The following is a 24,470-nucleotide window of genomic DNA, read 5'->3' on the forward strand; positions in this document are numbered from 1 at the left end:
TTAACCCGAGTGCCAATGCAGGTACGATCAGTGGTGCCTCTTCAGTATGTGTGGGAACAACGACTACCTTAACCAGTAACGGGGACGGCGGCGGGACATGGACCAGTGACAACACTGCCGTGGCTACTGTAGATGCAAACGGTGTAGTAATCGGAGTGGCTGCAGGAAACGCTACAATAACCTATAGTGTAACCAATACGTGCGGAACAGCTTCTGCAACAAAATCAGTAACCGTTAATCCGAATGCAAATGCAGGTACCATCAGCGGTCCCGGATCAGTCTGTACCGGATCAACAACCACCTTAACCAGTAGCGGTGATGCCGGCGGAACATGGACCAGTAACAATACTTCTGCAGCTACTGTGGATGCAAACGGTGTGGTAACCGGAGTAACTGCCGGAACTGCTACCATTACCTATAGCGTAACCAATACCTGCGGAACGGCTACAGCGACCAAGTCTGTAAATGTTAAACCGAATGCTAATGCAGGGACTGTGAATGGAATTACTCCACTTTGCCCCGGCCAGATAACCCAATATAGTAGTAATGGTGATGCCGGTGGAAGCTGGACCAGCAGCAACAGCAATGTGGCTACCGTAGAAGCAAATGGAATGGTAACAGGGGTAGGATCAGGCAGTGCAATTATTACCTACAGCGTAACCAATTCCTGCGGAACGGTCACTGCAACACAATCCGTAACGGTTAACCCAAGTGCTTATGCAGGAACCATAAGCGGAAAATCATCAATATGTGAAGGTGATACTATTACGCTGTCATCTACTGGCGATGCAGGTGGGACATGGAGCAGCGACAATACCAGTGTGGCTAAAGTAAAGGCAAACACCGGAGTGGTAACAGGAGTAAATCCAGGCAGTGCTACCATTTCATATAATGTAACCAATTCCTGCGGAACGGCCACTGCTACTGAGGCAGTAACCGTTTCCCCAAATGCCAATGCAGGTACCATCAGCGGTGCTTCTTCTGTTTGCCTTGGAACAACGATCGCCTTAATCAGCAGCGGTGATGCAGGCGGAACATGGACCAGTAGCAATACCTCTACAGCTACTGTGGATGCAAACGGTGTAGTAACCGGGGTAACTGCCGGAACTGCCACCATTACCTATAGCGTTACCAATACATGCGGAACAGCTTCTGCAACGAAATCAGTAACCGTTAATCCGAGTGCCAATGCAGGCACGATCAGCGGTGCAGGATCAGTTTGCCCTGGAACAACGACTACCTTAACCAGCAGCGGTGATGCCGGCGGAACCTGGAGCAGCGATAATATAGCTGTTGCAACGGTAGATGCGAACGGCATAGTGACCGGTATAAGTGGTGGTAACGCTACCATTAGCTATAGTGTAAGTAGCAGCTGTGGAACAGCGAGCGCTACCGAATCAGTAACGGTATTCCCCAATGCCAATGCAGGCACCATCAGTGGCGCCGGATCAGTATGTGCCGGAACAACAACCGCGTTAAGCAGCAGCGGTGATGCAGGCGGAACCTGGACAAGTAGTAATACAAATACAGCTACGGTGGATGCAAATGGAGTTGTGACTGGTGTAAATGCAGGCAATGCAACCATCACTTATAGCGTGACCAATTCCTGCGGAACGGCAACTGCGACCAAGTCGGTAACCGTTAAACCAAATGCCAATGCAGGTACTATCAGCGGGGCTTCTTCAGTTTGTACCGGAACTACTACCACACTTACCAGCAATGGAGATGGCGGAGGAACCTGGAGCAGTGACAACACAGCCGTGGCTACGGTAGATGCAAACGGCGTGGTAACCGGTGTGAGTTCAGGTAGCACAACGATTACCTATAGCGTCACCAATATGTGCGGAACGGCAAGTGCAACAAAGCCGGTCAATGTTGGCGCAACTGTGAACTATTATGCTGATTCCGATGTGGATGGCTTTGGAGATCCAAATGTTTCTCAGAATTCCTGTACGCAACCTGCAGGATATGTTACAGACAATACAGACTGTAACGATAACGATGCATCTGTGCACGCTCCCCAAATCTTCTATGTAGATAATGACCTGGATGGATTTGGATCTACCACTTCTGCACTTATCTGTTCTAATACACCAACAGCTGGTTATTCTGCGAATAACAGCGATTGTAATGATAATGATGCTTCCATTCATGCACCTCAATCCTACTATACGGACTCTGACTTAGATGGATTTGGATCAACCACAGTAGCTTTTGCCTGTGCTTCCACTCCACCATCAGGTTATTCCACTAATAATACGGATTGCAACGATAATGACGCTTCCGTCAGTTCGTCTCTGTCTTATTACCTCGATAGTGACCTGGATGGTTTTGGTGCCGGATCTGTAGTGATGCTTTGCGCTTCAACTGCACCGACAGGTTATTCTAAAAAGAATACAGATTGTAATGATAATGATGCCAGCGTCCATACGCAACAATCATTCTATGTAGATAATGACCTGGATACCTATGGTTCAACAACAAGTGCTTTGGTGTGTGCATCTGCGCCTCCATCCGGTTATTCCTCTAACAATACTGATTGTAACGATAATGATGGATCGGTAAATGCTCCCCAGCAGTATTATGTAGATACTGACCATGACGGTTATGGATCTACTACTACAGCAATGGTTTGTGCTTCTACTCCTCCAACCGGTTATTCATCAGATAATACAGACTGTAACGATGCCAATGCCAGTACACATCCAAATGCTCCTGAGCAATGTAATGGTATCGATGACAACTGTAATGGACAAGTCGATGAGAATGTGACTACCATTACTTTTTATCAGGATTTAGATAATGATGGATATGGAAATATAAATGTGACTTCTATCTCCTGTTTACAACCTGCTGGTTACGTACTGGATAACACTGATTGTAATGATAATGACGCAACCGTTCATAGCCCACAGACTTATTATGCAGATAATGATCAGGACGGATACGGTGCAGGGTTTGCTTCATCGTTGTGCTTTTCCACAGCACCTTCGGGCTATTCCACAAACAATACCGATTGCGACGATAATAATGCAACAGTTAATGCAACGCAATCTTACTACGTAGACATGGATCTGGATGGATTTGGATCTACTACTTCAGCGTTTCAATGTGCATCATCCCCGCCAGTTGGCTATTCCAATGATAATACTGACTGTAATGATAATGACGCTTCGGTACATACCGCACAGCCCTACTATACGGATACAGATCAGGATACTTATGGAGCAGGTTCGGTAGTTTCGCTATGCTCCTCAACGGCACCGACAGGTTATTCAACTAATAATACAGATTGTAATGACAATGATGTGTCCGTACATACACAGCAATCTTATTTCGTGGATGCAGATCTGGATGGTTTTGGTTCAACGAATACCTCACTTGTCTGTGCTTCTGCTCCTCCTTCCGGCTACTCCAATGATAATACGGATTGTGATGATGCGGATGCTTCCAGGCATTCAGGTTTCCCATTCTATGCTGACACGGACGGTGATGGTTACGGAACTGGATCTCCGCTAACTGTTTGTGCAGCAAACGGCACTACACCTCCTAATGGTTATTCAAATAACAATACGGATTGTAATCCGGGCGACAATACGAAATGGCAGAGCGCTTCCTTGTTCATTGATGCCGATGGTGATGGATATGATGCTGGCAGCTCCACAGTTTGTTACGGAGCAACCGTTCCAGCAGGATATTCCGCTACCACTTCGGGAACTGACTGTAACGATGCAGACAATACCAAATGGCAAAGTGCATCCCTGTATATTGATGCAGATGCTGACGGTTATGATGGAGGAAGCTCTACAGTCTGTTACGGAGCAACCATTCCTTCGGGATATTCTGCCACCACTGCGGGATCAGACTGTAATGACAATAATGCAACAGTGCATACCTCGCAGCCGTACTATGTAGATAACGACCACGATAGTTATGGTGCCGGCCCTCTTGTAATGCTCTGTGCTTCTTCGGCACCTTCAGGATATTCCGCTCTCAATACGGATTGTGATGATTCGCGCTCTGATGCTTATCCCGGAGCACCTGAACAGTGCAACGGTCTGGATGACAATTGTAACGGACAGGTTGATGATGGAGTAACAGTAATCACTTTTTATGTTGATGCCGATCAGGATGGCTTTGGCTCTTCAACAGATCCAGGCATTTCATCATGCAGCAATCCTGGAGGGTATTCCACCAATAATACAGATTGTAATGATGCAGATGCAAATGAATATCCCGGACAAACCTGGTACACAGATGCCGATAATGACGGGTACGGGTCTGGTTCCACAACCGTTCAGTGTTCACGTCCTGTAAATGGACACATAGCCGGCGAGCTAATAAGTACTTCCGGTGACTGTAACGATGGAGTTTCGGCAGTGAACCCCGGCGCAACGGAGGTCTGCAATGGTATTGACGATAATTGCAACAGCCAGGTGGACGAGGGATGCTCTTCGTTTATTTACTACAGGGATGCAGACAATGATACTTACGGTGATCCTGGTAATTCAATCACCAGTAATAATTCTACGCCGCCTTCCGGATATGTAGCAAATAGCGGAGATTGCAATGATTCTAATGCCGCTATAAACCCCGGAGCTACGGATGTATGCAATGGAATTGATGATAACTGCAACGGCCAGGTTGATGAAAATGCAATTGTTGCTACCGTGAACCCGACCAGTGTTACCTTCTGCAATGGTCAAAGCGCAGTGCTTACTGCAAACAGTGGTGCAGGACTTACGTATCAATGGTACAAAGGTCAGAATCCATTGGGCGGACAAACCAATGCTACCCTTACGATCACAAAGCATGGTAATTATTATGTGACAGAATCTAATGGTATCTGCACAGCTACATCAGCAACTGTAGTGGCAGTTAGAAACCCGGTGCATGCCGCGCAGATAACTGTGATCGGAAGTCTTGATATCTGCTCTTCCGGAAAAGTAACATTACGCGCCAGCGGTGGAACTTCTTTGACCTATCAATGGCTGAAAGGCTCAGTACCCATTTCAGGTGCAACCAAGCGTAACCTCACCGTTACTGCAACCGGTACCTATTCGGTAGTGGTTACTAATGAATACGGATGTCCGAACACTTCGGCACCAGTTACCGTAACTTCATGCAGAGAGCAGGATAGCCCAGTACCGCTCACTTCAAGTTCATTAAGCATCTACCCAAATCCAACGGATGGACACTTTATCATTGATCTTGAACTGAATGATAAACTGGATGGAGAGGTATTAGTGGAAATATTTAATGCGCTCGGTCAAATCATTTATGCTGATAAAGTGGGTATGACGGATGGCTCCTTAAAACAGGAGGTGAAACTGGATGGTGCAAACCCTGCAGGAATGTATTTTGTAAGAGTAATAGCAGATGACAAATTGTACAACGGACAGATCATCTATCAGAAATAGATTTTAGACGGGTAATGAAAAAGCTCCCGGTTCACGGGAGCTTTTTCATTTATCCTCACCTTTGTTCCATCTTACTCCTGAGTTACTTTTTTTGCCAGTATGTGCCCTTATTGAAACTGAATAAAGAAAAAAATTTTTTATTTCGAATATATATTTACATATTTATTATCCATTCCAAAAATAATCCACCGCCATGAGCACCTTTTACAATTTTATGCTAAGCCACTGTTTAAAAAAGGCAAAGCGCACCGTTCTCATCGGAATTTCTTTTATTTCGACTCTGTCTATCGTTAACGCTCAGCCCTGTTTGTACGGAACGCCTCAGGTTACCTGTAACCTCGCAGCACCAACAAAAGAAGGCAGCAGCATCACCTGCAATATTGTAACCTCGGGTAATATTTTCAGGGTGAACGGAATGGTGGCTGGCGCTACTTATAGAGTTTCCAATTGCGGAAGCGGCTTTGACACCCAGATATCAATATTTCCAAAAGGCGGAGGCACTTCCCAGGCGTATAATGATGACAATGGCATCGCTTGTTCGGGTACTGCAGCGTCAATGGATTTCGTGCCGGTAATCACCGGAACGTACGACCTAAAGCTTACTAAATGGAATTGCCTTACGGATGGAATACCCGGAGCTCTTACGGTAACTCTGGAGCCACCTGCAAATCCCTGTAACGATGTGGTTAAAATACCGGACTGTGGCATTTCCACAGGTCTAACGATCTTAAGCGGAAATGGCATTTACGATATACCCGTTACCACTTGCGGATTCAGCACGCCGGGTAAAGAAAATATTTTTTCATTTACTGCGGCCACTACGGGAAATTATTCCTTAGATGTTAATTCCATTGAATCGGATGGAGGATATATTGATTTCATGTACAAAGATGCCGCCATCGGTTGTAATGAAAGTGGCTGGTATTGCATCGGAGACCTCAACACTCCTGGAAATGTGGGTACTATCTCTATGACCGGGGGGACAAAATATTATATTTTACTGGATCCTGAATTTACTGCAGGAGCTACCTGCTCATTCACGATCAGCTGCTCCGCTTCAAAATTTGACCCATGCTCTGATATAGGTTTCATTTCTTCCTGCAATGAAATGGTTACAGCAACCATACCGGAAGGAACAGGTATCTATAATACCACGTCTGCCTCTTGCTCAGCTGCGACACCGGGAAAGGAGCAAATATTCTCCTTTAGTCCTGCTGTATCCGGCAATTATTCGATTAATACATCTGGTGTTTCAGGCGGATATTTCGATTTTTTATATAAGGAGGCAACGGTATGCTCTGACAGCAACTGGATCTGCATTGGAGCAACAGATACTGCAGGAAGATTCGGTCCTCTGACTATGATTGCAAATACAATTTATTACATCCTTCTTGACCCTGAGTTTACCTCTGGCGGATCGTGCACATTCAGCATTCCCTGTTTGGGTCAGACGGTAATCAATGATAATGTCTGCAATCCTATTATGCTGCAGGAAGGAAATAACGGGCCTTATTCAAACGAAGGAGCCTCCGTAGAATTAAACGAACCAGCTCCTCCGGACAGTGGCTGTAATGTTCTTACCGGGTGGTGCGATTCCGTTTTGGAGCATACCATATGGTTCACCTTTACAGCGCCTTCATCGGGAAGGATAAGTCTTTCATCTGCTGGATTCGACACCCAACTGGCTATCTGGCAAGCCGGCGATTGCAGTGATTTCTCCTCATTTTCATTAATCGCTGCAAATGATAATGACAGCCTATCAGGAAATTCGCTTCTTAATCCGGTGAATTGCCTGGTGCCCGGGCGTGAATACTATGTTCAATTGGATGGCAAAAATGGGGATACCGGTGATGCGATTATTGGGCTTCAGTATCTGAATTCACCTGATGCAGGCTTTTCCGGACTTTTACCGGCATATTGCAGCATTGATTCTCCTTCCTTATTAGTGCCTGTAACTCCCGGAGGTATATTCAGTGGGCCAGGTATTGAAAATAATTTATTCAAACCAGCTCTTGCAAGTGCCGGAATCGATACTATCACGTACTCACTTAATTCCTGCTATAGTTCTTTTCAAACAACGCTCCTTAACGTTGCAGGAATTTGGTATAAAGACAATGATAATGATGGATATGGAAATCCGTCTATTTTCACTGAGTCATGCAACCGGCCTTTGAATTTTGTTTCCAATGATTCAGATTGCAATGATAATAACGGTGCAGTACACCCCGGAGCTATTGATAGCTGTACGAATAACATAGACGATAACTGTGATGGTGTTACCGATAACGGATCCCAATTCACTTTTTATTCTGATGCCGATCAGGACGGCTATGGAAACAGTAGTGATACCATTCATTCCTGTGTGCCTTCACCTGGTTATGTAAATGTGGCCGGCGACTGCGATGATGGTAATCCAGAAATAAATCCAGCTGCTCTGGAAGCGTGTAATGGTATTGACGATAACTGCAATGGCGAAACCGACGAGGGGATAACTCTTGTATTTTATGCAGATTCGGATGGGGACGGGTATGGAAAGGGTACCTCATCAATACAGGGATGTATTGCACCCGAAGGATATGTGAGCGACAGCACGGATTGCAATGACAATGATTCAACAGCACATGCATTACAATTTTTTTATGCTGACCGTGATCATGATGGATTTGGAGGTGGCATAGGTCTCTCTGCATGTAAAGGAACTGCACCTACGGGTTTTACCACAGTGAATGGTGATTGCAACGACCGTTACAAAACGATTAATCCAAATGCTTTAGAACTCTGTAATGGAATTGATGATAACTGCAATGGAATTATAGACGACAGCAGTCAGAAAACATATTATATAGATAAAGACAGCGATCAGTTCGGAGATCCCGATTCATCGATTCTTAGCTGCACGCCACAATCAGGTTATGCTGAGGTGGCAGGTGATTGTAATGATGGTGATGCTGGCATTAATCCTGATGCCGCTGAAACCTGCAATGGCATTGATGATAACTGCAATGGAACTATTGATGACAACAGTCAAAAGGTTTATTACCAGGATATGGATAGCGATAGCTACGGAAATTCTGATTCATCATTTTTTGGCTGCACACCTCCGGCGGGTTATACTGAAGCATCAGGTGATTGCAATGACAACAACCCTGAAATGAACCCCGGAGTATCTGAAACATGCAATGGTTTGGACGATAACTGTAACGGAATTACCGATGACAATGCGCTAAGTGCAACCATCACAGCACTTGGGCCTACCGATTTTTGCGCCCAGGGCTCGGTTGTCTTAAAGGCATCCCCTGCTGACTCCAGCTATACTTATTTATGGATCAGGGACAGTGTTATTCTTTCTTCGCATACCCGCGATTCTACCACAGCTAAACGTTCCGGAATGTATTCCGTAATTATCTCTGACAGTAACTGTACCGATACGTCCGGCATTATTACAGTAAATGAGATTCCAAAACCGGTGGTGTCCATTATGCCCTCCGGAACCCTTACGATCTGCCCAGGTATACCGGTTACATTAAGTGCTCTGACAGATGAAGCAGTAGCGTATCAGTGGAAAAAAGGAGGTACCGATATTGCCGGAGCTATTGATAGTGTTTATATCGTTCCTGAAGATAGTACCGGTAAATTTAAAGTGAGTATAACCACTTCAGAAGGATGCCACAATTCCAGCGACTTCACGATTATCAGTCGGCTTGAAGGTCCTAAAAAAGCCGAGATTACTGTATTAAACGGTGGAAACCTCGATCTTTGCAGTGGTAATGTTCGCCTTCAATCTAATGGAAGCAGCAGCCTTGTGTATCAATGGTATAAGAACGATATTTTGCTTGCAGGCGCAACGGGGAGGAGTCTTTATCCTAAAAAACCGGGAGATTATAAAGTGCAGGTGACTTTAAAATCCGACAGCTGCAGCAGGTTTTCAGCGCCGGTTACGGTTACTTCTTCGTGCAGGCTTTCTGATGGTATAGATGATAATATTTTAGGCTTAAGTATATTTCCCAACCCTGCTGATAATAAATTCACTATCAATCTACGCGAGCAAGGTGCTACTGACAGACCTGCAATCATGCAGATGATTAACACGCTTGGGCAGGTGATTTACACCAGGACAGAAATGATTGTAAAAGGTAAATTAATCACTGAAATAAACTTAGAACCTACATTATCTTCCAATACTTACCTTGTTAAGATAATCACGGCTGAAAAGGTGTATACAGAGCAATTAATAATTCAGCATTAATAAGGTTCAAACAATGTTTTGTAAATTCATATCAATTTATAAATCAGCTTAATCAATGAAACAGTTTCTAATTTTTGTTCTTGTAGCATGGAGCGGCAGCGTTGCAGCACAATCCGGCGCGGTAATAAGCAAAGTTCGTTTTTGCGGTACCGAGTATGCAGTTCCTGCAGGCTGCACTGCCCAATCAGAATATGAGGTACGGTGCAGTTCTTATGCCATTCAATGGATACCTACCTTGGAAAAAGCTTCTGTTTCTTTATCTGAAAAGCTGATTGCGAATACGGAGCAGCAGCAGGATCCATCCAAACGTTCCCTATACGAAAAAAAGCAGGTGAAAGTGCTTCTGGCAAATCAACCTGCTACTGCATGTTACCGGATAAATTATATGGGTCGGGATGGTAAGATGACCCATAAGCTAATAGCTTATGGCATTGTTTCCGGGCAATCAGTATGTGTGATACTTAGTTCTGAAAATGAATTAGATACTAATTCTGACATTCCCTCCTTCGCGGGAAAAATTATTCAATTTGTAACTTAAACACCGGATCGCCGAATCAAGGTCTTGCACCCAGCTGTTTCAATACCCGGTAATGTGATTGTATCGCCCCGATAAAAGTAGGATGATAATTATACGGAATCTCATAGGTTTCTGCTGTTTGCTGAACAATTTTACTAATAGCAGGATAATGGATACTGCAAATCCTTGGAAAAAGGTGGTGCTCTATCTGGAAGTTTAGTCCGCCTACATACCAATTTATTATTTTGTTCTTCATAGCAAAATTGCTCGTAGTCTTCATCTGGTGAACAGCCCAGGTGTCTTTAATCTCTTCAGTGTCGTGATGATGATGCTCTGTGCCTTCTACCGTATGAGCCAGTTGAAATACAACCCCAAGTATTATTCCGGCAGTCATGTGCATGGTTAAAAAACCTATTAAAAACTGCCACCAGGTTACGTCAAGAACAAGCAAAGGAATTACAATCATATAGGCATAACAAATCACTTTAAAAATGATAAGCAACACAATTTCAGAAGAAGGATGCTTCTTATTTGTATATGGGCCTATTTTCTTCTGCATTAATTTTTTGAAATCCTTTAACAGAACCCAAAAAATAGTTGCAAATCCATATGCAAGAAATCCAATTATATGCTGAATGCGATGAATGGGTCTATGACGGGCGTGCTTCGAAAGGCGAATAAATGGTGCCACCTCGAGATCTTCATCTATTTCATAAATGTTGGTGTAGGTATGATGGATAATATTGTGTGTAATGCTCCACACATAACGATTTCCGCCAATTAAGTTCATCACCAGTCCTAAGACATAATTTACGTTTTTGTTCTTTGAATAGGCACCATGAACAGCATCATGCGCAACTGAAAATCCAAGACCTGCGAGGCCCATTCCCATCACAAGGCACAATGCCCACATTCCCAGAAGAGGCAATTTCCCGGAAATGATTAAGCCATAGGCTCCAAATGTTACGAGTAATAATATAACGGTTTTAAAAACCATTGCTGCATTGGCATTTTCAGACAAATTACGTTCTGCAAAATACCGGCTTACCCTAAGCTTTAGCTCCTGGTGAAAATTACCAGTAGTTTTTTCTTTACTGAAATAAATTTTAGCAGTTGTCAAGTAAGTATGATGTGGTATTTAAGCTTGTTAAATTTCAATAATGTAATATAATATAAGCGTATTCGCAATATACAATAAAACCCGGATCTAAGCTGGAGTATGTATAAACACCTTTTAATCAAAAAGGTTACAACTTTTAACCCAGGATTCTAACTGTCTACCATTGAAGTCGATATCTGCATGATGAGCAAACAACGTCTTTTACAGTGTTTATTGTCCTGAACGTTGCCATTACTGCCCTAATTGATAGCGGGAAATTTTAGTAATGGAATCTAACATTAATCTTCGCCTGGAATAATCCTTTTCCTTTCTGAAATCCGAAAATAATCTCCATGACATTGCTACTGTATTGTCATCTAAATTCCAGATGCCTTCTTCTGTACCTCTATCTAAAACAGGCGAATACCATACTTCAAACTTCATCAAATCTCCATGGTGAATAAAAAAGACGGTTAGTTTCAATGTTATAATACCTCAATAACAAGATAGTTTTTTGCTTTGTTAATTTTAAAGATTATCGTTAATGATAGTTTATAAATCATGTTCAAATCATTATTATACCTTCACCGGTTTTTCCATTTAGCTGAACTCATCTCGAATTTTATTTCTACCTTTCCATAGTTACCAACTGCATCCCAACCACTTATCCGGTAAAAGAGTTCAGCCCTGGATCCCGGAGCAGTGCTTAGCCATACATTCTGATCAGTGTGACTAAAATACCAATCCAGCATCAGTTCTTGCAACCTTTTTCCAATTCCCAATTTTTCAAATTCCGGAAGCACAAACAGGGCCCAGATATTATGGTTAACCAGGTCCACTATTGAAAAGCCAGCGATAGTATTATTTACTTCGCAAAGCCAGCCTTTCCCACGGCTAGTCAAATAATCCTTATAATCCTTTTCCTTTATTAAACCGGGGTCAGACAATACATTTTCATGGACAGACAGCCTCACCAACATAAGGTGCTTTATGTCTTCAATCTGAGCTTCCCTGAATATCATTAATTCTTCGGAGTTATCAATCCTGATGGCGACTGCAGCCACAAATGCAATGTAAAGGTGTCAAAAACTAAATTTAATGATCGGACGACCGAAGTGAATAGTAAATAGTTTCCTGATGCATCTCAGATCCATCCTCCCCCTTAAGAACGCGTGTAAACTTTTTTCTTTCCAGTACTTGAATTGATTTAACATTGTCCGGATGGAGCACAGCATCTATCATCTCAAGCTGCATCTCTTTAAACCCATATGCTATAACGCTGCCCATAGATTCCTGCATGAGTCCCTTGCCCTGAAATTCGGGATGCAGTACATAACCAATTTCAGCTTTAGAATCTTCTAAAGATAAATTCCATAAACAAATTGTGCCGATTAACCTGCCGTTATTTTTTAAAGTGATTCCCCAGTAAATACATTCATTATTTGCAATTCCATTATTTATTTTAACGATAAATCTTATAGCATCTTCCAAATTATTTGCCTTTGCTATATCCAGATATTTTAAAATTCTTTCATCAGAACGAAGGACCAGAATTGCATGCTGATCACTCCCTTTAAGTTTTCTTAAGAGCAGTCTTTCGGAAGTAATCACTGGAAACGGTTCAAAATTCAGCTTCACTAGCTATATCCTAAATTGAAATTGTAGATTACTATTTATTGAATCCGGTTGTACCTATAACCAAACATGATAGTAAATGCCATCAAGGATTAATCAGCCTTTGACAATCTGCCCTTTAACTGAAAGGGAGTATAAAAAGTTATATCGTCATTTCTCCTGTTGAAGTAATACAGGGAAGCATCTTGTTCATTACGGTGAAGTACATACTCATCATCCGAAAGATAAGACAGCAGGGCCTCATAATTAAGATTGTAAACGATATCTGCATTTGCCCCTGATTCATCAACAGCAACCCTGTCCTTTAATTTTTTTCCGCTCTTAACTGCAAAAATTCTTACTTTCTTTTTACGCCCTTTATTTTTTTCATTTTCCTGAAGTGTTTTTTCTATCTTCTTAAACTCTAGGGTATTTCTTCTGATAAGCATAAAAGCGATCTTATAGAAAAGACTTTGTTTAAGTTAACTAAGGCTTATTTAGTGCAGATGTAGATAAAAGCCGGGGGCATATTTATAGCAGCAAAATTTGTTTTTACATCCTTAAAAAGGTTTTTAAGCTTTCGCTGGCTCATTAATGAGTATTGAAACTGAATGAATAGCCCTCCATCTTTCAGCATCTGATGGGCACTTAAAATAATATTTTCACTTACTGTCTTAGGAAGCCGGATGAGAGGCACTGATGAAATTATATAATCTGCCTTATCAATACCTTCTTCATGCAGGGTTTCAGTAAGAAGATCCGCAGAACGGTTATATATTGTAATGTCCTTTCTATCTCCGATTGTTGCTTTTAAATACTTAAAGAAATCCGGGTTAACCTCAAAAATAATCAGCCTGGTTTCCGGATTTTTTCTGCGAATAATTTCTTTTGTAATAATTCCATTTCCAGGACCGAATTCGACAATAATTCCGGCGGATTTGAAATTTACTTTTGCCAGCATTTTTCTAACCAGTGAGCGGGAACTCGGCAGTATAGCCCCAATTGTTGTTTCTCGTTTTAAAACCTCAGATACAAAATCAATTCTCTTCACAATTCAATTTTACACCCTGAATAATTATTGTTTTAAACGCAGTGTTTTGTATTTATAGGGTTTTCAAAGATAACCCACTTTCGGTATTTAGAATTATCTTTTATGAACACCATTATGTTACTTTCGGATCACCGCAGATTGTACAGTACCAGTTGTTAAAGTGATTGGTATTCAAAATTCAGGGCGTGTTTAATAAAGTAAATGTTTGCATTCCAAATACAGACTGACATCCGTAACTTACCCGTGGTTATATTTATTCGAAATCATTTAATCATGTGATCATGCTTTTTGAACATAAGTCAGAACCATTATTACCGCTCAATCAGTACTACTTCCGCGTTATACATTATCTCTTTTATTCTATTTGCCTGATTTCAGGTTCCCTGCTGATTGGAATATCAGGATACCATTTTTTGGGTCAGTTACCCTGGCTTGATTCTTTTGTAAATGCTTCTATGATACTGGGAGGCATGGGACCGGTAGACCCTATCAGAAGCGCTCCCGAAAAATGGTTTGCAGGTTTTTATGCGCTCTACAGCGGCATGGCTTTTCTATCCACTTTTGCAGTCTTTCTTGCACCTGTGCTACATCGCTTCATGCACCGCCACCATTTGGAAGCTAAAGGGGGAAGTGATGCATAAAGAAGTGATCTTTGTAGCGACTGGTAACTTCAGAATGCGATTATTGAAATATTACGCTTGATGCGCTATGACTTATTATTATGACGGATAAAAAAAGAATAATTATTGTCGGTGGAGGTTTTGCAGGATTAACCCTTGCAAAAAAATTAAATAATACGGTGTATGAAATACTATTGATTGATAAAGTAAATTATCACCAGTTCCAGCCCTTATTTTACCAGGTTACCACAGCGGCAATTGATCCTTCCAATGTCTCATTTCCTCTGCGCAGTATCTTTCATGATTCAAAAAATGTACGTATACGCCTTGCCGAGGTACAGCAAATTATTCCTGCTGAAAACAAAATAAAAACAACAATTGGCGATTTCACTTATGATTACCTGGTAGCTGCCACTGGTGCAGATACCAATTTTTTCGGGAATAAAGTGATGGAGGAAAAAACCTACCCGATGAAATCTACTGTAGAGGCGCTTTACCTCAGGTACCGTATTTTAAAAAATTTTGAAGATGCACTCACAGCACCTGCGGAAGAATTGGAAGGATTAATGACTTACGTTATTGTAGGCGGTGGACCTACGGGAGTTGAGCTTTGCGGCGCCATAGCTGAAATGAGAAAAGCAGTGCTGCCGAAGGATTATCCTGATCTGGATTTTAAGAATATGAAAATAATCTTGCTGGAGGGTTCTCCAAAACTGTTAGGTTCCATGTCAGAACAGTCCTCAGAAAAAGCAGAGCAATACCTGACAAAAATGGGAGTTCACGTATCGACAAGCACACGTGTAAAGGAATATGATGGAAAACTGATTTCATTGGAAAATGGAAACTCCATTAGAACAGATACGGTGATCTGGGCTGCAGGAATCCGGGGAAATGTATTGGAAGGAATAAATCCACAAATAGTAGTACGCGGTAACCGCATTACGGTAGACCGGTGTAACAAAGTGGAAGGCTATTTAAATATTTTTGCATTAGGTGATCTGGCCTATATGGTCACTCCAAAGTATCCTAATGGTCATCCACAGGTGGCAAATGTGGCAATTAACCAGGCGAAATGCCTCGCAGATAATCTTAAAAAGTCATTGAAAAATAAACCATGGTTGCCATTTGAATATAAGGATAAAGGCTCCATGGCCACAGTAGGCAAAAGAAAGGCTGTGGTTGACCTGTCATTTATTAAATTCCAGGGTTTATTCGCATGGTTTGTTTGGATGGGATTACATCTATTGCTGCTTATGGGAATGCGAAACAAAATATTTGTATTCATCGAATGGATCAACGCCTATTTCACTAATGACTCCACGCTCCGATTAATATTCAGGCCACTGGCTAATAAAAAGTACCAGCAATAATTCAGCTGCAGCTAATCCTTCAATTAAATAGTGATCGTATAACACCTGAATTTTGTCGTACAAATTATCTCACCTATTTTTTTATAAAAATTATATTTTAAAGTTGATATTCTTATTTTTAAAAATTATGCTTTTTGTATATAAAAAAGTACATTCCAACATTAAACGCCTGTTATGAAAAGACTGTATTATTCCTTTTTAGCCTATCTATTTTTTTTCTCAGGCATAAGTATTTATGCTCAGTCTACTACGCCTCTCATTAAATGGCAGGAATGTATTGGCGGATCACTAAACGATGAAGCACGTAATATGAAATGTACTCCCGATGGCGGGTTCATTGTTACAGGATATACAGAATCGGATGACGGTGATGTTACTTCGAACTTTGGCAAGGCCGATTATTGGGTAGTTAAATGTGATAATAAAGCGAAGCTGCAGTGGCAACAAAATTATGGCGGTAGTCTTAAAGATTGGGCTCGCTATATAGATTTTACCGTTGATAATGGTTTTGCAGTAATCGGCAACTCTGAATCAAAAGATATAGAAGTTACAAACAACCATGGCGCCGATGATTTCTGGATGATGAAATTAGACAGCAACGGAAACCTGCAGTTTGAAAAATCCCTTGGAGGTTCCGGGCAGGATTTTGGATATAGTATTCATCAGACACAAGATAGCGGCTCTATCATTTTCGGAGGTACTGAATCCACTAATGGCCAAGTGACGGAAAACTACGGGGATGTTGACTATTGGGCCGTAAAGCTCAATGTGAGCGGAGACCTGATTTGGGAAAAAGCATATGGCGGCAGCATGCATGAAGAGGGAAGCTCACTTAGTATTACCAGTAATGGCGGATATATTATTTCAGGATATTCTAATTCTACAGATGGGGATGTATCCGGTAACCATGGCAGCTACGATGTGTGGATCGTGAAAACTGATGCAGCCGGAAAAATTGATTGGAGTAAGTGCTACGGAGGCTCGCTTGATGATGGTGCGCGGGATATAGAACCCACCCCTGACGGTGGGTATGTTATTGCCGGTTATGCTTCATCTTCAGATGGAGATGTGACCAAAAATCAGGGAGGTAAAGACCTGTGGATTATAAAAATTGATGCAAGAGGAGAAATTATCTGGCAAAAAACTTATGGAGGATCAGCAAGCGATTATGCCTATTCAGTGAAATTAGATGCGGATGAAGATTTTTTAATTGCCGGGTACACTTTTTCTTCTGATGGAGACATTTCTGTAAATTATGGTGGAGCAGATGTTTGGGTGCTTAAAATCGATAAAGAAAATGGTAACATTATATGGCAGAAAACAATGGGTGGCAGCGGAGATGACACCGGACGTTCCTTATCGCAAAATACTTCCGGTGATTACATACTGGCAGGTATCACCGGGTCAAATAATCATGATGTTTTAGGACTGCATGGAAAAAATGATGCATGGGTGGTAAATCTGTGCATCCCCAATACATTTTATCTGGATGCAGATGGTGATGGTTATGGAACTCCCTCTGACACTCAAATGGTATGCACTAACGATCTACCTGCAGGATATGTCGCCAACCATACAGATTGCAATGATAAAAAAGCAGGTATACATCCCGGCGCAGAGGAAACCTGTAATTCAGTGGATGATGATTGTAATGGGAAGGTCGACGATGGAGTAATTGATGCGGTGGTTACGGCAGAAGGACCTACCCGGTTTTGTCGCCCTGATTCGGTTAAGCTGGTGGCCTCACTGGATAAGCAGAAATATAGCTACCAATGGTTAAAAGACGGAAGTATATTACAGGGTGCTACAACAACAGTTTACTTCGCAGATAAAAGCGGAAGCTATGCAATTTCTATATCAGAAAATGGTTGCTCTGCCACTTCCAACACGGTGGAAGTAACCGCGAATTCAATTCCGGTTGCGACTCTTTCTCCATCAGAAAAAATAAAAGTGTGCCCTGGCATTAAAGTAACGTTTACTGCAACGGAAGATCCTGGATACCTCTATCAATGGTATAAAAATGATAAAGCAATTTCCGGTGCAACTCGTTCAATGTACACAACAAATAAAGAGGAAGAAGGATCTTATTCTGTGATTGTCACCAATAAAAATTTATGCAGTGCTGAATCACCGGCAACTGTATTAAACCGTTATGCGGATCCCGATGCTATCATTTCGCCGCAGGGAGATCTGGATATTTGCATCACCGGTAACGTACTATTGAAGGCGAATGCAGGATCAGGCTTTCGCTACCAGTGGATAAAGAATGGAGATGATATAGCAGGTGCAACAAAGAAAAGCTATACCGCAAAAAAGACAGGAATTTATGAAGTGTCGGTTACGAATTCTAATGATTGTACAAATACGTCTTCTCCAGTAACTGTTTATTCCTCCTGTAAAATTGAGCAGCAGGAAAATTTAATCCCTCAGATCTCCATATTTCCAAACCCAAATAACGGATCATTTATAGTTGCTGCAAAACAAATCGCATCACCGTATTCCGATATAAAAATTATAAATGTGTTAGGAAAAGCAATTTTTAATGAACATGTGGTGATAATAAATAATGAGATTAACAAGGCAATTAACTTGCCACCAGTCGCAAGCGGGTTTTATCTTATAGAGTTAAATACCGGAAATCAGGTAATCACACAAATCTTCCTGGTAAAAAGATAGTCCCTTCGTGCTTCTTTTAAAAGAACCGCGTAAGCAGATGCCCGATAAGTTAATTTTATTTTATTACCGCGGACCTGCTACCAGTAGTCTTTCGTACAAAAAATTTAAAGCAGAAGATTATCTCGACTATAGCTGGAACGGCTATTTATGGAACGTTTATAGTTCCGCAGGTTGTGGGGTTGAAAAGAATCAGCTGGCACCTGCAGCAATATGGATAATAATACTTCAGGTCAAACATCTGAAAATTTGGCTCAGCAAACTGTTACCGTTGGATATGGGGCTTACCTGTATTTTGATCTGACACAAAATAATGTGAATAATTATCTCTCTGCAGTTTCTACTGTATTATACAATGACAGAATGCGACTTGAAAATGGTTGTTTTCAAAGCTGGATTTTTAATAGAGACATTGAATAAAGGTTTATGGTTGTTGATCTGTTTTAAAAAAAAGTCCCGCTGTTTTGCAACGGGACTTTGGCCTGATAACAATTTTATTTATTAATAATCACCTTAGTCTGACTAATTATTTTTGACTTGTTATTTATAATCCGAAGGAAATACAGCCCTGATCCAAAGCTACTAGCGCTTATTATTTTACCGTTAAGTAAAGAAGCATCAACCTCACCGGAGGACCAAACCATTTTTCCAACTACATTGTATAAAACAGCTGTTACATTACTTTCCGCAGCAGGGTTAAATTCAATTCTGAAACTGTTGGCAGCGGGGTTAGGAACCGTAATTAACTGTAATTCGGCATACACATTTTCATTAGCTCCACGGGACTGATTAATTGCAAAGGAGGATGATGTTGTAAATACTACACTATCCGTATAGGGGCTTGTAGCATTAATTCCATTTGCAGAATCTATTGCAGCCACTTCCCAGTCATATGTTGTTGAAGGAGTAAGATTTTTTAAAGTATAGCTGCCTACATTACCTGTTGTTTTTTTCTTCGTCCATTTTGTGGTTCCATGTACCCGATATTGCACTGAGTAATAATCAGAGCATGACACTGTAGTCCAGTTCAGCTTTGCTTTTGCAGATTGAATATTTGTTGTGGATGGGTTGGTAGGTATCGGCATCATATCAACCGTTTTGCTTGTGCCAATAACTCCGCCGCTATTTGCTGTTGCATAATAGGATCCATCGGGAAGGTTTTTAAAGGTGGCACTCTTGTCTGTAACAATAACGCTTCCGTAAGGTAAACCGAAGCGGTACAGTTGCACCGTATATGGTGAAATCCCGTTAGTAACTTTAAACGATATAGAATTTTTGGATGAGCAGCTTGCCAGCGTATCGTAAGATGTTACGGTAATCTTAGGTATTTCCAATTTTAAAACCCAGCTGTCATATCCGCCATTGCTTGTTACACCAGTAAGTGTGCCTGAATTAGAGGATTGCGAAAACCCTCCGATAATATAACCACCATCGTCACTTTGATTAACAGTAAAGAATTCATCATCATCACTTCCACCCAGCAGTTGCTGCCATTGAGTACTGCCATTGGCATTTAGCTTAATAAGCCATCCATCAAAAATACCATTATTGATAATACCTGTTAGGGTTCCTGAATTAGTGGACCTTGAATAACCCGCCAGTATATAACCTCCGTCAGACGTTTGGAGACAGGAATAGAAATAATCATCATTGCTGCCACCCAATAATTTTTGCCAGGTTGTGTTACCAATACCATCAAGTTTTATAACCCATCCATCATAACCGCCGTTATTGGTTAAACCTGTAAGTGTGCCGGAGTTGGAAGAAGAGCGAGAAGCAAGCGATGCTATATAACCACCGTCAGCAGTTTGTTGTATGGAATTTAAGTAATCTGTATTATCCCCGCCCAATAATTTTTGCCATACTGTATTGCCCGACGCATCTAACTTTATAACCCATCCATCTTCGGCGCCATGGTTTGTTAAACCGGTAAGTGTTCCGGTATTGGAAGTGGAATTAGTATAACCGGTTATAATGTATCCGCCGTCGATAGTTTGCTGACAGAGACGGAGGGCATCAACGTTATCGCCGCCAAGCAGCTTTTGCCATGTAGTACTTCCACTGCTGGTAAGCTTAATTACCCATCCATCAAAAGGACCTCCATGATTAGTAATACCGGTAAGCGTTCCAGTGTTGGAAGATTCAGATTGGCCTGCTACAAGATAGCTTCCATCCACTGCCTGAGTAACGCCGTATAAATAATCATTGTTGACACCACCAAACAGTTTTTGCCAAGTGGTATTTCCATTTCCATCAAGCTTAACAACCCAACCATCCATTCCTCCGTTATTAGTAATACCGGTAAGGGTCCCTGAATTAGAAGAATTAGTATAGCCTTCTGCAATATAGCCACCATCTGCAGTCTGTTTTATTCCCCAGAATTCATCATCACCGGATCCTCCAAGCAGTTTTTGCCATTGAGTATTGCCATTGGCATCCAGTTTTCTTACCCACCCGTCAATTCCACCATTGTTTGTAATGCCAATTAAGGTTCCTGAATTAGATGAAGAAGAATAACCAGCTGTAATATAGCCTTCATCCGAAGTTTGCTGAATATTAAAGCCATAGCCATAATCGCTATTAATGCCGCCTTGCAATGTTTGCCATTGTGTTAAGGGTTGCGCTGTAACAATGAGGCTGTACATTAAAAGAACAAAAGCGAGTGTAAGAAACTTTTTCATAAAGTATAGTTTTAATTTGTATGGACGAGATTAAATTCAGTTTGTAAAATTTCACTATTGCCATGCAGCAAACAATACTTAATTTGTATTAGTGAATTTCATTTTTAATTTTCTCGTTTAATGTGCTTTTCGAAAAAAATAATACTACTGACAGGAATTTTTTTTTCGCAATATTTTGTATCAGCCCAGAATACGGGGATACTGTCATTTAAAAGATGCCCTGTAAAAACACTTAATTACGAGCAAGGTCTTCTTAACAATGGCACTACCAATATTATTACTGATGCATTAGGTTTTACATGGATATCTACGCGAACCGGAATGCAACGCTACAATGGATATATTTTTGAAAAGATAAAGCCGGTTGTTGGCAAAGACACTATCACCATCAATTATCCGGTGTTTTTTTTCAAATTGAAAAATGGTAATATCTGGATTAGTTATAAACAAGGTGTTTTAGCATTTGATCCGCAAAAAAATTGTTTTAAAAAAATTATATCTCTTCAAAACACTGATAACTTAAACTTTACTCTGGTTCCTTTAAAACAAACCACAGCAGGAATTTGGTGCATGCAGCAGAAAAAGGGCTTCGTTATTTATAATATGAGCGGAGCAGCAATCAGAACTTTTTCTGAAAGGAATATTGCATCTATTGACGCCATTCTTCATCAACAGGAAATTTTGATTAATTCAAATATTGCAACCAACAACAATTTTATATTTTATTCCGCTGGCAAAAACCGGATCTTAAAAATAAACACTCAAACACGTCAATACAATTACATTAATTATACAGAAAATATTCTGCGAATAGCCTGTACCGAAAATAACTTGTATATAATTTCAAACCCCGGACTATCGTGCATGAATATTGAGCAGGAAAAAATCACGAAGAAGATTTCGATTGCCAAATTGATCAATGAAAATATAACGTACACTTCACTTGTTTGCAATAATAAAGATCAATTATTAATAAGCTTTAACAGGCATCTGTATGAGTTTGATACTGCTTTAAATTATCAAAAGGAATTTACAAGTCTTAACGGAGATCCAGTTGTTCCGGTTGGATTTATACGGATTATTTATGCTGATAAATTCAAACGAATATGGCTATTAACCAATGATGATATTAAGCGCATTCAAAACGTTGATATTCCCTTTGAGCATTTTATTTATTCAACTGAAAAAAACAATTTTATAAGAAGCCTTTATTACGATGAACAGCAGCATGTGTTGTTAGCAGGGCTTTACAACAGCGGCATTCAATTGTACGATACCCTTGGAAATGCTTTATGGCAAAAGCCTGTTGTTACCGAAAATGCAAAAGATATAAATGCAATTGAAAAATTAACCACTGAAAATTATCTGGTTGAAACTATTGGCAGAGGCTGGTACATTTTAAATACCAGGTTAAAACAAATCCAGCCATTTCCTTTGAATAATTTGCATAAGAATGAAGTAAATCTTCATGCTGTAAATTTTGTAAATAATCTTCAGCGTATTAATGATAGCACGATTTTTATTGCTACAAAATCAAATGTTTTGAGCTGTGTTTTTAAAAACCGATCAATTCAATCAGTTCAGCCTTTATTGCCAGGAAGTTATAATTCAACAAATGAAATAAATTGTTTTATTTATACAAAAAACAACGCTCTGTGGGTTGGTACTGTAAAAGGAATAATTTACGAACTTGATAAAAATGGTAAGCTAAAAATTTTGCATATCCCACAGAATTTTCAAATAAGAAGTTTTGCAGAGGATGCACACCACAATATTTGGATTGGAACTGACCAGGGGTTGTATGTTTACTCTTCTTCAGGTGAATTGAAAAAAAAATTTACAACAGAAACAGGTTTGCTGAATGATTGCATTTATGCATTGTTGCCTGTTGAAAACAAAGCCGCGGTTTTTGCAAGCAGCAATCTTGGCCTATCGTATATTTCTTTTAATGAGGGGATTAAAAATTATACAAAAGAATCAGGCTTGCAGGAAAATGAGTTTAATACAGGGTCTGCAATCAAAACATCGCATGGAAAATTTTATTTTGGCGGAGTGAACGGCATTACTGCATTTTACCCTTCTGCACTTTCACAAATACGGGACACACCTGTCTTAAATATTACAAAAATAGTAGTGAATGATTCATTGTATAATTCTTTGACAGGTGTATCGGGAGGAGATACGATTAACCTAAATTACTTTCAAAATCATGTACAGCTTGATTTTGCAGCGTTAGGGCTTTTTAACACAAATGAATATGAATATAAGTATCGCTTAAAAGAATTTGAAGATGGTTGGCAAACTACGAACCAGCCCACCGGTATAAAATATGTACTTCAGCCAGGAAAATATTTATTTGAAATTAATTGCAGACCGATACTTTCATCCCAAACTGTTTTCAGCAAAACAATCAACATTTTTATTTCGCCTCCATGGTGGCAAACATGGTGGTTCCGGCTGGCAGCAATTACCTTATCAATTGCAATTATTGTGTTCCTTGTTCAGCTGTATAATCGCTGGAAATATTTAAAAAAGATTCGAACATTGCAATTCCAACAAGGTATACAACAAGAGCGTGAGCGAATCAGCCGTGACTTGCATGATAACCTGGGTGCATATGCTGCAGCCATTGCATCCAATGTTTCCTCCATACAATTTTCACAAGATCGAAATGATGAACAGGTATTCTATCAGCTTAAAAATAACTCTCAGTCTATTATCAACCAGTTGAACGATACTATCTGGGCCTTGAATAAAGAAGAAATTACAATTACTGCAATCAGTGATAGGTTTAAAATATTCCTTCAAAAGATTCAGCCAAATTATCCCGATATACATATTGTAGTAGAAGAAGATGTTATAACCGATCTGATGCTTTCTCCGTCCAATGCATTGCATTTATTCAGAATAATGCAGGAAGGAGTTAACAATGCCATACGCCACAGCAATTGCTTAAATATCATTATAATGATAATTTGCGGCTCTTCATGGAAAGTGATTATTAAAGATGATGGAAAAGGATTTTTACATTTTAACGAAAAAGTAATAAGCGGAAATGGTTTAAAAAACATACAGCTAAGGGGTGAAAAGGCAGGCTGGAAAATAATTTGGGAAGACGCTTCTCCAAAAGGAACGCTATTAATGATAAGTAGCAATAATGATTCGTAACGGAGGTCAAC

The 24,470-nt window shown here is 40.6% G+C and carries 15 protein-coding genes; 8 read left to right on the forward strand and 7 right to left on the reverse strand.

Annotated features, from left to right (window positions below; genetic code table 11):
- From H0W62_11505 to H0W62_11515, 3 genes are all read left to right on the forward strand, one after another.
- A partial coding sequence (locus H0W62_11505; GenBank protein ID MBA3649155.1) for an Ig-like domain-containing protein occupies positions 1 to 5,420 on the forward strand: 5,420 nt, incomplete at its 5' end.
- 193 nt (positions 5,421 to 5,613) lie between these two features.
- Positions 5,614 to 9,666, forward strand: a complete 4,053-nt coding sequence (locus tag H0W62_11510; protein ID MBA3649156.1) for a T9SS type A sorting domain-containing protein — start codon at positions 5,614 to 5,616, stop codon at positions 9,664 to 9,666.
- Between the two features lie 55 nt (positions 9,667 to 9,721).
- Positions 9,722 to 10,204, forward strand: coding sequence for a hypothetical protein (locus H0W62_11515; GenBank protein ID MBA3649157.1), 483 nt, complete (start codon positions 9,722 to 9,724; stop codon positions 10,202 to 10,204).
- Between the two features lie 16 nt (positions 10,205 to 10,220).
- Here H0W62_11515 and H0W62_11520 read toward each other — a convergent pair whose 3' ends face one another.
- The 6 genes from H0W62_11520 to H0W62_11545 all read right to left on the reverse strand — a co-directional run bounded on the left by H0W62_11520 (position 10,221) and on the right by H0W62_11545 (position 13,947).
- Complete coding sequence (locus H0W62_11520) at positions 10,221 to 11,180, reverse strand: acyl-CoA desaturase (GenBank protein ID MBA3649158.1); 960 nt, start codon at positions 11,178 to 11,180, stop codon at positions 10,221 to 10,223.
- A gap of 354 nt (positions 11,181 to 11,534) precedes the next feature.
- Positions 11,535 to 11,765, reverse strand: coding sequence for a hypothetical protein (locus H0W62_11525; protein MBA3649159.1), 231 nt, complete (start codon positions 11,763 to 11,765; stop codon positions 11,535 to 11,537).
- A 101-nt stretch (positions 11,766 to 11,866) separates the two neighbouring features.
- Entirely contained in the window at positions 11,867 to 12,304 is a 438-nt protein-coding gene (locus H0W62_11530) for a GNAT family N-acetyltransferase (protein ID MBA3649160.1), read from the reverse strand.
- Between the two features lie 73 nt (positions 12,305 to 12,377).
- Positions 12,378 to 12,920, reverse strand: coding sequence for a GNAT family N-acetyltransferase (locus H0W62_11535; GenBank protein MBA3649161.1), 543 nt, complete (start codon positions 12,918 to 12,920; stop codon positions 12,378 to 12,380).
- Between the two features lie 89 nt (positions 12,921 to 13,009).
- Positions 13,010 to 13,345 carry a hypothetical protein gene (locus H0W62_11540; protein MBA3649162.1) on the reverse strand — a complete coding sequence of 112 codons (336 nt, stop codon included), beginning with the start codon at positions 13,343 to 13,345 and terminating at the stop codon, positions 13,010 to 13,012.
- A 44-nt stretch (positions 13,346 to 13,389) separates the two neighbouring features.
- Positions 13,390 to 13,947 (reverse strand): methyltransferase, encoded by a 558-nt coding sequence (locus tag H0W62_11545; GenBank protein ID MBA3649163.1) that lies wholly within the window; start codon positions 13,945 to 13,947, stop codon positions 13,390 to 13,392.
- 281 nt (positions 13,948 to 14,228) lie between these two features.
- Between H0W62_11545 and H0W62_11550 the strand changes: the two genes are divergently transcribed.
- The 4 genes from H0W62_11550 to H0W62_11565 all read left to right on the forward strand — a co-directional run bounded on the left by H0W62_11550 (position 14,229) and on the right by H0W62_11565 (position 18,914).
- On the forward strand, positions 14,229 to 14,588 hold the full coding sequence (locus tag H0W62_11550; protein MBA3649164.1) for a hypothetical protein: 360 nt from the start codon (positions 14,229 to 14,231) through the stop codon (positions 14,586 to 14,588).
- 80 nt (positions 14,589 to 14,668) lie between these two features.
- A complete protein-coding gene (locus H0W62_11555; GenBank protein ID MBA3649165.1) occupies positions 14,669 to 15,937 on the forward strand; it encodes an NAD(P)/FAD-dependent oxidoreductase in 1,269 nt (422 codons plus the stop codon).
- Positions 15,938 to 16,111: 174 nt separating this feature from the next.
- Positions 16,112 to 18,613, forward strand: coding sequence for a T9SS type A sorting domain-containing protein (locus tag H0W62_11560; GenBank protein ID MBA3649166.1), 2,502 nt, complete (start codon positions 16,112 to 16,114; stop codon positions 18,611 to 18,613).
- 37 nt (positions 18,614 to 18,650) lie between these two features.
- The gene (locus tag H0W62_11565) at positions 18,651 to 18,914 is read left to right on the forward strand and encodes a hypothetical protein (protein ID MBA3649167.1); all 264 of its coding nucleotides are present in this window, start codon (positions 18,651 to 18,653) and stop codon (positions 18,912 to 18,914) included.
- A 190-nt stretch (positions 18,915 to 19,104) separates the two neighbouring features.
- On the opposite strand, the gene H0W62_11570 is transcribed toward H0W62_11565, so the two are convergent.
- Positions 19,105 to 21,291: a fibronectin type III domain-containing protein gene (locus H0W62_11570; GenBank protein MBA3649168.1), complete on the reverse strand. Its 2,187-nt coding sequence runs from the start codon at positions 21,289 to 21,291 to the stop codon at positions 19,105 to 19,107.
- 120 nt (positions 21,292 to 21,411) lie between these two features.
- Here H0W62_11570 and H0W62_11575 point away from each other — a divergent pair, with 120 nt between their 5' ends.
- Entirely contained in the window at positions 21,412 to 24,459 is a 3,048-nt protein-coding gene (locus H0W62_11575; protein MBA3649169.1) for a hypothetical protein, read from the forward strand.
- Positions 24,460 to 24,470: the final 11 nt, after the last annotated feature.

The organism is Chitinophagales bacterium (assembly GCA_013816805.1).
Lineage (GTDB): Bacteria > Bacteroidota > Bacteroidia > Chitinophagales > UBA10324 > MGR-bin340.

Excerpts from the sequence above, each read along its gene's own strand:
- H0W62_11540 (MBA3649162.1), bottom strand. The coding sequence starts at position 13,345 with ATGCTTATCAGAAGAAATACCCTAGAGTTTAAGAAGATAGAAAAAACA.
- H0W62_11530 (MBA3649160.1), bottom strand. The coding sequence starts at position 12,304 with ATGATATTCAGGGAAGCTCAGATTGAAGACATAAAGCACCTTATGTTG.
- H0W62_11515 (MBA3649157.1), top strand. The coding sequence starts at position 9,722 with ATGAAACAGTTTCTAATTTTTGTTCTTGTAGCATGGAGCGGCAGCGTT.
- H0W62_11565 (MBA3649167.1), top strand. The coding sequence starts at position 18,651 with ATGCCCGATAAGTTAATTTTATTTTATTACCGCGGACCTGCTACCAGT.
- H0W62_11570 (MBA3649168.1), bottom strand. The coding sequence starts at position 21,291 with ATGAAAAAGTTTCTTACACTCGCTTTTGTTCTTTTAATGTACAGCCTC.
- H0W62_11555 (MBA3649165.1), top strand. The coding sequence starts at position 14,669 with ATGACGGATAAAAAAAGAATAATTATTGTCGGTGGAGGTTTTGCAGGA.
- H0W62_11575 (MBA3649169.1), top strand. The coding sequence starts at position 21,412 with ATGTGCTTTTCGAAAAAAATAATACTACTGACAGGAATTTTTTTTTCG.
- H0W62_11560 (MBA3649166.1), top strand. The coding sequence starts at position 16,112 with ATGAAAAGACTGTATTATTCCTTTTTAGCCTATCTATTTTTTTTCTCA.
- H0W62_11510 (MBA3649156.1), top strand. The coding sequence starts at position 5,614 with ATGAGCACCTTTTACAATTTTATGCTAAGCCACTGTTTAAAAAAGGCA.
- H0W62_11550 (MBA3649164.1), top strand. The coding sequence starts at position 14,229 with ATGCTTTTTGAACATAAGTCAGAACCATTATTACCGCTCAATCAGTAC.
- H0W62_11520 (MBA3649158.1), bottom strand. The coding sequence starts at position 11,180 with ATGGTTTTTAAAACCGTTATATTATTACTCGTAACATTTGGAGCCTAT.